The following is a 6,419-nucleotide window of genomic DNA, read 5'->3' as shown; positions in this document are numbered from 1 at the left end:
CTCGATCCCAACAAGACCGTGTGGGAGGAGCTCTCGGGCGGTCTCGACATCATCAAGCTCGGCAACCGCGAGATCTCCAGCCGCGCCTACTGCGGCTCGTTCAATTTCAAGGGCGGCGACCAGCAGAAAAAGGTCGGCCAGCTCTCGGGTGGCGAGCGCAACCGCGTCAACCTCGCCAAGATGCTGAAATCGGGCGCCAACGTGCTGCTGCTCGACGAGCCGACCAACGACCTCGACGTCGACACCTTGCGCGCGCTGGAAGAGGCGCTGGTCGATTACGCCGGCTGCGCCGTGGTCGTGAGCCACGATCGCTGGTTCCTCGACCGCATCGCCACCCACATGCTGGCTTTCGAGGGCGACAGCCACGTCGAATGGTTCGAGGGCAACTACCAGGACTACGAAGCCGACCGGCACCGCCGCCTTGGCACCGACGCCGACCAGCCCCACCGAATCAAGTACAAGCCGCTGGTCAGGGCCTAAGGCCGGGGATGAACCCGTTCGACTACCTGCAGTGGGGTGCCGACTGGGCATGGGGCGTGCCGCTGATCGCGGTCAACGTCGTCATCCACGTCTTCTGTCTCGCGCTGTTCACGCAGAAGGTCGAGGGGGCGCTGCACGGCTTCAAGTCCCACCGCCACTTCGTGCCGGTCTTCGCCCTGGTCGTGGGCGTCGCGGTGATCTTCGTGACCGGCCTGCACATCATCGAGGCCGGCGTCTGGGCCGCCGCCTACCGCGTCATCGGTGCCATCGCCGACAACAAGTCGGCGATGCTCTATTCGCTGGGCGCGCTCACCACCTATGGCCACGACAAGGTCCACCTCGAAGCCCAGTGGCAGATGATGGGCGCGCTCGAGGCGCTGAACGGCATGCTGCTGTTCGGTCTCACCACCGCCTTCCTGTTCGCCATGATCCAGCGGGTCTGGCCCACCGCCAGGCGGTAGCCCACACCGACACCTCAGGAGGCCGAAGCCTCCGACGCAAGCACCTGATCCATCATCTGGGCAAGGTCCCTCTTGCGACGTCACCGGCGTCCCGCATGCCCTGGCACCGGTCGCGGAGTAGGACCGGCGGCTAGCGCAGGCTCAGGATGTAGGCGATCAGGGCGTCGCTCTCGTAGCGGCTGAGCGTGAAATCCGGCATATGCGTGTGTCCTGTCGACAGGTACCGGCGCAGCGACTCCGCCGTCGTGCCTGGCTTGGCTGCGATCACCGGGAAGCTCGGTCCGCGATCGGGCGTGATCGTAGGCGATTCGCGTTCGATGACGTGGCACGCCATGCACCAGCGCTCGGCCAGCGGCCGGCCTTCACCGGGACCCTGCGCGGCCGCCGTCAGCGGGAGCAGCACGAGGAAAATCACCGTTAGATGTCGCATGGGTTCCGCCTCATTGCTCGAGCGTTTTCAGATAGGCGATGAAATCGCCGATCTCACCGGCTTCCAGCCGGAACTGCGGCATTGCCGGATGTGCGGTCATGATGCCCTCGGCGAGCGATTCCGCAAGAGTCTCGACCGGATAGCGGAGATGCAATGTCCGGAAGGGTGGCGCCGTCCTCAATGAGCTTTCGCCGGATCGGCCGATCGCATGACAGGCGGCGCAGTTGGCCTGGGCGAACGCCTGCCCGCGCTGAACCTGCGAACCCTGCGCCGTCGTCGCGGTGAGGCCGGCAAGTCCGAGAACCGCCAGCACGATCAACGTCTTCATGGTCCTGTCCCTTGCCAACGCCCGCCAGCCAATTGTCATCGAATGCCATGGGCCGGCTTGCGTCATTGATGCAGGTCAATGTCGATGGGCGGCGGCCCGCCGGTTGATCGCGGGGACGGCACGGTTTAACCAAGGCGCCTCACCCGACCATGATCAGGAGTGCCCCGCATGAAGATCGGAGTCTTCGCCACCTTCATGTCGCCCCAGGCGACGCCGCAGATGATCCGCGATTTCGGCCGCCGCGCCGAGGGCATGGGAATCGAATCGATCTGGATGGGCGAACACGTGGCGCTGTTCGACAAGAACACCTACGGCTATCCCGGGTCGAAGGACGGCCGCATTCCCGTGCCCGACGGTGGCGGCATGCTGGACGTCGTCGCCACCTTCGGCTTCCTGGCCGCCGCCACGACAAAGATGCGCCTCGGCACCGGCGTCGCCCTCGTGCCGCAGCGCAACCCGATCTACACCGCCAAGGAGATGTGCACGCTCGACTGGCTGACCGACGGCCGCATCGACTTCGGAATCGGCGTCGGCTGGAACAAGGAGGAGGTCGAGGCCTGCGGCTACCGCTGGGAGGACCGCGGCCAGCGCTGCGACGAATTCCTGGAAGTGATGCGGCGCCTCTGGACCGAGCCGGTGGTCGACTTCGCCGGCAAGTGGGTGAAGTTCGAGACCATGCGACTCGATCCCAAACCGATCCAGAAGCCGCACGTCCCGATCATCGTCGGCGGCTATGCCGACGCCGCCTTCCGCCGCGCCGTGAAGTTCGGCGCCGGCTGGTACGGCTTCAACCTCGATCCTGAACGCACCAAGGGCATGCTGGCCAAGCTCGACGAGGCCTTCGCCAGGGCCGGCCGCAAGCGCGACAGGAAGTTCGAGATCATCATCACGCCGCCGATGGGCGCCTCGGCGGATTCACTGAAGGCCTATGCCGATCTCGGCGTCGATCGGCTGGTCGTGATGCTGGGCAGCCAGCGGCCGGAGAAGGTCGACCCGCGCCTGGCCGAGATCGAGCAGCTGGTGAAGAAGGCCGCCTAGGCGCCGGCCAGATCGACACGATCGAGGCCGAGGCGATAGACGCGGTTCGCGGTGCCGCTGAAGATCGCCTTCTTCTCGTCGGCGGAAGCACCTGCGGTCATGCGCTTGAAAGCGTTCCAGAGGGCGGCCGGGCCGACGCCCATCTTGTCGACGGGATAATTGCTCTCGACCATGCAGCGATCGGCGCCAAACAGTTCCAGGCAGGTCTTGACGTAGGGCCCCCAGTACCCGGCGAGCCCTTCGGACGACGGCGGGGCTGGCGCCTGCATGTAGTCGAAGGCGGCCAACCGCATCATCACGCCGCCCAGCTTCACCGAGACATTGGAGCACGCGGCCAGTTCCTTCATCCCCGCCTTCCAGGTCGAGAACACCTCGTCCTTCTTGCCGGCATAGGGGCCATAACCCAGCGGTCCGCCCATGTGACACATGACGATGTTGGCCGCGGGGAACGCGCGCGCGAGATCGACCACCTCGGCAAGCTGCGGATGGAAGACCCAGGCATCGAGCGACAGGCCGAGGGCCGCCAGCCGGGCCATGCCGGCGCGGAAATTCGACGTGAGATAGAGGCCCGGACCGTCATAGGTGTGGCTGTTGCCGATGATCGGATCGGCGTCCCAGGCCGCCGAATGGCGCACGCCGCGGAAGCGGCCACCACCCACTGCGATCTCGGCCTCCAGAACGGGGGCGACGCGATCGCCCAGCGTCAGGTCGGCAAAACCGACGATGCCGGCGCCAATCTTTGTCGCACCGTAGCGGCCGCTCGCGCTCATGGCGGCAACGCCGGCCACGAATTCGACTTCACCCACCGGCTTCATCTGGTCGGGTCCGTGGGCGCGATACATCGACCTGCATTCCTCGAACACCGTCGCCACGACGTTGTGGCCGCATCCAAGATCGACGAGCAGCTCGTCCAGCAGATAGCGAAAACCCGGGAAGTCCCACAAGTGATGGTGGGTGTCGACGATCGGCAGCCCGGGCTCGAGAATCGGCTCCTTTGGCGCCTTGGCGAGCCACGCATCATCGGGCTTGAAGATGCGGCCGTACCGCGTCGGCTCGCCGGGCTTGCGGCTGGCCAACATCGAGCCGAGCGACGACGCGCCCTTTTCCTCCGTCATGTCCGTCATCCTTCCGCGATCAGGCGCGCCAGGGCGTCGGGTTCGGTCAGCATCGGGTAGTGCCCGGTGTCCAATTCATGCCAACGGCCTTTCAGCCGCTCGGCGGTGCGTCGCTGGTGCGCGACAGGCGGATTCGAACTCTTTCGGCACCAGATCACCGAGGCATTCCACGCCTGGTCCCAGAACCGCTCCAGCCTGACCGGCGCCTGCATGGCGGCGATCGGATGCGGCGTGCAGCGCTCCAGCGCCCAGGCCCGTGTCTTGGGATCGAGATCGGCGAACAGGCGTGTCTCGAAATCCTGCCGCGACGGGCCGGTGCCGAGTTCGGTGTTCACCGCGGTGGGACGCTTCACGATGTCGGGCAAGGCCTCGCCATCGAGCAATGCCAGCGCATCGGCGAACACCACCCGCGCCACGCGCTCGCGCGCCAGTTCGGCGGTGCGCGCCATCACCATGCCGCCGGTGCTGGTGCCGGCCAGAACGACGTCCTTTAGATCAAAGTAGAACAATAATTCGGCGACCTCGGCCGCGTGGGTCTCCGTATTGATGCCGGCGCGGAGTTGACCCTTGCGTTCGGCGCAGCCGTCCAGCGTCGGCGCCAGCACGAGATGGCCTTTGGCGCGCAGCCGCTCGGCGACCGGGTTCCAGATCCAGCCGCCCTGGTAGGCGCCATGGATCAGCACGAATGTCGTCATCCCTCGGTCCCCTTCTTCACGGTGACGCCGGCCATTTGCTCGAAGACCTTTACGATCGCCGACCCGTCCTGCTTGTTGAGGCCTCGGGCGCGGGCCATCTGGTAGACCTGCTGCGTCACGTTCGCCAGCAACAGCGGCATGCCCAGCCGCTTGGCGAAGGCTGTCTCCAGTTCCTGGTCCTTGTAGGAGATGTCGATCGTGCCACCCGGCTCGAAATCACCGCTCAGGATACGCGGTACACGCAACTCCCACGCGGCACTGGCGCCGGTGGACACGCGCACCACCTCGTAGATCATCTGCGGATCGAGCCCGGCCTTGACGCCCAGCACCATCGCCTCGGCCACCGCCACGGTGTTGACCTGGACCAGCATGTTGTTGACCAGCTTCATGGCGAGGCCGCTGCCCAGTGGGCCGACGTGGAACGTCCGATTGCCCATCGCCTTGAAGAGGTCTTCGCACTTGGCGACCACGTCGGCGGCGCCGCCCACGATCACCGACAGCTCGCCCGACTGCGCCCGTCCCGTGCCGCCACTCACTGGTGCATCAAGCATGGCGATGCCCTGCGCCGCCAGCTGGTCGGCGAGGGCGCGCGCGGCGAAAGGATCGATCGTCGCCATGCAGAGCACGATATGTCCGGCCTTGGCGCTCTTGATGATGCCGCGCTCACCGGCGATCACCGATTCCGCCTGATCGGTGGTCTCGACGATGACGATGGTTCGTTCCACTTCAGCCGCCACGGCCTCCGCCGTGCCGGCAAGCTCGGCACCCTTGGCTCGGAGCGGCGCGGTCTTGGTCTGGTCGATGTCGTGCACCACCAGCTTGAAGCCGGCTTTCACGAGATTGAGCGCCATCGGCCCGCCCATGGCACCCAGTCCGATGAATCCGACCTTGCCCGCCATGTTCTTCTCCTCGGCTAGATTCCGCCGGTCACGTCGATGGTAAGGCCGGTGACGAAATCGGCGTCGGCCGAGGCCAGAAAGCAGATCACGTTCGCCTGGTCGACCGCCTCGGCGACACGACGCAACGGCGTGCGCTCGATCTCCTCGGCCTGGGCAGCCTGGGAGCGCTTCTCCCAATGCGGGCGGATGCGTTCGGTGAGCGTGACGCTGGGCGCGATGGCATTGACGTTGATGCCCTCGGGCCCGAGTTCGTAGGCGAGCTTGCGGGTGAAGGCGATGATGCCGCCCTTGGCTGCGGCATAGGCGCTAGAACTGTTCACGCTGAGGCCGCGCCCGGCGATCGAGGCCAGGTTGACGATCTTGCCGCTGCGCTGCCGCTTCATCACCGGGATCACCGCGTGGGTGAACAGGAAGGTGCCGTCGAGATTGAAAGCGATCAGCTTCTGCCAGTCGGCAAAGGCCAGCTGCTCGGTCGTCGCCTGCGGGTTGTCGATCACCGTGCTGCCGCCCACCGCATTGACCAGGATGTCGATACGGCCATGGTCGCGCGCCACGTCGGCGACCAGCCTGTCGACCTGCGCCGCGTCCAGCGCGTCGACCAGTTTGCCCTCAACTCTTCCCGGCCCCTTGCCGGCAATCTTGCGCAGCGCTGGTACGGCCTCGTCCAGTCGACCCTGGTGATTGTCGACGACGATCACGGTCGCGCCTTCGTGCGCCATGATCTCGGCCGTCGCGCGGCCGATGCCGTTGGCCGCCGCGGTGAGCACCGCGACCTTGTTGGTGAAGCGCATGGCCGCCCCCTCGTGCTAGGCGACGGGATCGAGCACGACCACGGGAATCTCGCGCGGGCCTGCCTTGACCTGGTAGTCGGCGTAGGGCGGCCAGAAGACGACGCCCTCCTTCCACAGCTTCGCCCGCTCCTCGCCCAACGCGACCCGGGCCCGCGCTTTCATCTTCGCCGTGCCGACCTGGA

At 66.2% G+C, this 6,419-nt stretch carries 10 protein-coding genes; 3 read left to right on the top strand and 7 right to left on the bottom strand.

Annotation, left to right across the window (positions count from 1 at the left end; all coding sequences use genetic code 11):
* Window positions 1-480: ATP-binding cassette domain-containing protein (locus tag EPO55_RS07025; protein ID WP_296335873.1), on the top strand; the 480-nt coding region annotated here is incomplete at its 5' end.
* A gap of 8 nt (window positions 481-488) precedes the next feature.
* A complete protein-coding gene (locus tag EPO55_RS07020) occupies window positions 489-941 on the top strand; it encodes a hypothetical protein (protein WP_296335871.1) in 453 nt (150 codons plus the stop codon).
* 130 nt (window positions 942-1,071) lie between these two features.
* Here EPO55_RS07020 and EPO55_RS07015 read toward each other — a convergent pair whose 3' ends face one another.
* Complete coding sequence (locus EPO55_RS07015; RefSeq protein WP_296335870.1) at window positions 1,072-1,371, bottom strand: cytochrome c; 300 nt, start codon at window positions 1,369-1,371, stop codon at window positions 1,072-1,074.
* A 10-nt stretch (window positions 1,372-1,381) separates the two neighbouring features.
* The gene (locus EPO55_RS07010; protein WP_296335868.1) at window positions 1,382-1,699 is read right to left on the bottom strand and encodes a cytochrome c; all 318 of its coding nucleotides are present in this window, start codon (window positions 1,697-1,699) and stop codon (window positions 1,382-1,384) included.
* Window positions 1,700-1,867: 168 nt separating this feature from the next.
* On the opposite strand from EPO55_RS07010, the gene EPO55_RS07005 reads away from it, so the two are divergent.
* The gene (locus tag EPO55_RS07005; protein ID WP_296335866.1) at window positions 1,868-2,737 is read left to right on the top strand and encodes an LLM class F420-dependent oxidoreductase; all 870 of its coding nucleotides are present in this window, start codon (window positions 1,868-1,870) and stop codon (window positions 2,735-2,737) included.
* On the opposite strand, the gene EPO55_RS07000 is transcribed toward EPO55_RS07005, so the two are convergent.
* From EPO55_RS07000 to EPO55_RS26125, 5 genes are all read right to left on the bottom strand, one after another.
* Window positions 2,734-3,852, bottom strand: a complete 1,119-nt coding sequence (locus EPO55_RS07000) for an amidohydrolase family protein (protein ID WP_363718666.1) — start codon at window positions 3,850-3,852, stop codon at window positions 2,734-2,736. The genes EPO55_RS07005 and EPO55_RS07000 overlap by 4 nt on opposite strands.
* A 5-nt stretch (window positions 3,853-3,857) precedes the next feature.
* A complete protein-coding gene (locus EPO55_RS06995) occupies window positions 3,858-4,547 on the bottom strand; it encodes an alpha/beta hydrolase (RefSeq protein WP_296335865.1) in 690 nt (229 codons plus the stop codon).
* Window positions 4,544-5,446, bottom strand: coding sequence for an NAD(P)-dependent oxidoreductase (locus tag EPO55_RS06990; protein ID WP_296335864.1), 903 nt, complete (start codon window positions 5,444-5,446; stop codon window positions 4,544-4,546). Before EPO55_RS06990 ends, EPO55_RS06995 begins: the two co-directional genes overlap by 4 nt.
* 14 nt (window positions 5,447-5,460) lie before the next feature.
* Window positions 5,461-6,237: an SDR family NAD(P)-dependent oxidoreductase gene (locus EPO55_RS06985; protein WP_296335862.1), complete on the bottom strand. Its 777-nt coding sequence runs from the start codon at window positions 6,235-6,237 to the stop codon at window positions 5,461-5,463.
* A gap of 15 nt (window positions 6,238-6,252) precedes the next feature.
* A partial coding sequence (locus EPO55_RS26125; RefSeq protein ID WP_363718669.1) for a nitroreductase/quinone reductase family protein occupies window positions 6,253-6,419 on the bottom strand: 167 nt, incomplete at its 5' end.

The sequence above is a fragment of the Reyranella sp. genome (assembly GCF_004296935.1).
GTDB lineage: Bacteria > Pseudomonadota > Alphaproteobacteria > Reyranellales > Reyranellaceae > Reyranella.
Note: the sequence above shows the minus strand (reverse complement) of the source record. Positions and strands in the feature narration are given on the sequence as shown.